General features: G+C 37.8%; 2 rRNA genes. Both read left to right on the forward strand.

Annotation, left to right across the window (positions count from 1 at the left end):
- A 23S ribosomal RNA gene (locus ACQ5BJ_RS26245) occupies positions 1 to 100 on the forward strand; the annotation flags it as partial.
- A gap of 77 nt (positions 101 to 177) precedes the next feature.
- Positions 178 to 294: ribosomal RNA gene (rrf, locus tag ACQ5BJ_RS26250) — 5S ribosomal RNA — on the forward strand.
- The last annotated feature ends 2175 nt before the right edge of the window (positions 295 to 2469 follow it).

The following is a 2469-nucleotide window of genomic DNA, read 5'->3' on the forward strand; positions in this document are numbered from 1 at the left end:
TTAGTAAGACCCCTTGAAGACGACGAGGTAGATAGGTTGGAGGTGGAAGCACAGCAATGTGTGGAGCTGACCAATACTAATCGGTCGAGGGCTTATCCTATTTGATTCAACACGAACTTTCGCATTCAGTTTTCAAGGTATGACCTTGAACTTTATATTGGCACTAAGCCAATGCTGTTTGGTGACGATGGCGGAGGGGTTCCACGCGTACCCATCCCGAACACGACCGTTAAGCCCTCCAGCGCCGATGGTACTTGGACCGCAGGGTCCCGGGAGAGTAGGACGTCGCCAAGCACACAAAAACCACTGTTGAGATTACTCGATGGTGGTTTTTTTATTTTTTTATAGTCCCTTTACAGACTACAAAATGAACTGAATAAGAAAGCTTTGGGATTTTCCTTACAGGCTATTTTCATAATTTCAGCTTATATATTTTATCGATATTTTTGAATTGAGGAATAATAAAATTATTTTATTACTCTCAAAGTAAGCTTATATGATTTTGTCTCTAGTAATCGTGAGTATCGTTATGAGCCAGTGAACTATAAAACCTCCATCAGTATCGCTGGAGAGTTGCTTCTCTTAACACGGATTTGCTGTAAAAAATAAACATTACTATATTTAAAACCAAGACTTCTATTTAACAATGAGAGTGTGCCAATATATTGAAGGAAATCCCACTTTCATTAAAATAATGGAAATTTCAAATTTTTATGTCGGAAATATGCCTCTATTGGGCTGAGGGTATGTTTTGTATACCTTTTTCTTAAGTAATATTGGGAAGAAAAATGAATATAGCCTGCAGATTCGACTCAACGTGACCAACAAGATGTTCATCACGCTCACAGATCTGTTTATAGCTTTCATCCTAGTTGTCCCTTCTGGATTGTTTTGATAAACAATTCAATTCTGCGTGTTTTCCAATCACCCTGTAGGTCGTCTCCATTTCTTTTCCGTGTATATTGTTTTAGAGATTTCAAAAATTTAGATGCCCATAATTAAACCGAAGATATTTTTGTCCGCGTGATATTCGGAATTATCGTCGCCCGGAGTGAAGTAACTCCTTACTTCGTATATTATGGATCAATCTATTTAAATTAGATTATTGCTATGCTTTTTGGTATGAACATCATGGTGATGGTGAACTTCAATTAACGTAAACAAATGGGAAGTTTAATTGAGTATCCTTACATTTATCCCAATAGCCGGAACACAGAATCGGGAGCATCGCCGAAATCATAATATATATCCATTCTCTCTTATAATTACCGTGTACTTAAGTTTCGAAATTAGAAAGTACTATAAATTTGCTCCTGCCCGAACCACGAGTACCAGCATTCATCATTGTGCCAATTTTATTTTCACCTAGTTCTTAAAAAATGCCGAACCGGTTCCCGAGTATGTGACCATAACTCAGCATAGATTTGAACGTGGTACAAAGTGCTGATACTTTGGCTGGTCGGATGGAATGAATTCTTAACGAAATCTAAAGGGGGCGGTATATCAAGCTGGAAAGTTTGGCTATGGACATATTCTCCGCTGATAATAGGGGTGCTGACGTTATCATAAATAGATACATCAATAATTGAGAATTTTGATGAGGTAATAAATCCATAGAGGACTTGATCGGTCATTCGAATCTGAGATAGGGGATTTACATCAATCCGGGGGGGATTGACGAGAGATACCTATTTTCAATGTAAGTAAGTTTGTAGGTAATTGCTCGCTTCTAAGTAAGGCCAAAACCTTCATATTCAAAAAGTATGAAAGTTCATCCAAGCTGACATATTGAGTGACTGGAATCTGAAAGCATTAGTTGGTCAAGTAATAGTTTGCGAATTTTATATGTTTCCTAGCAGAATGGCTTCGTGTTTATCGAACAGCTAGAACAAAAGCCGGCCAGGTAGAAGAAAGACAGCTTGTTTAAATCATCCATTGAGACACTGTACAAGAGGCTAAATGGTTTTGAGATAAAGAATGAAGCTTGGCCAGAGACTTTATTGTGGAATATTGATATCCAAATAGTATTGAAATCCACCAGTAGGAAGGAATCATGCAAGATGTTATCCTTGGCCTTTATATCAAAACAGTATTATGTGTAAAGAATCTATTTTAAGTAATGAAAAAAATGTTGTAAAAAGACTTGCATTCCTCCTAAGAAGTATGGTATATTCTAATTCCTGCTTCGTTAAGAGGCAGTTGATCAATTGAAGAAAACAAATTAAAAAAAGTTGTTGACTTCAGGTTGATATGATGATAAGATATAAAAGTCGCCGCTGAGAGATGCGGTGAACGAAAGCGAAAGAGGCGATAAGCCGAAACGCTGGAATGAAGATTGTTCTTTGAAAACTGAACAACGAGCAACGTTTGTGAATGAGGTAGCAATACCTCGTCAAAAGATATGAGCAGTTCAAACTTAACTTTAACGGAGAGTTTGATCCTGGCTCAGGACGAACGCTGGCGGCGTGC

The organism is Paenibacillus sp. B1-35, from assembly GCF_050474385.1.
GTDB classification, from domain to species: domain Bacteria; phylum Bacillota; class Bacilli; order Paenibacillales; family Paenibacillaceae; genus Paenibacillus_B; species Paenibacillus_B alvei.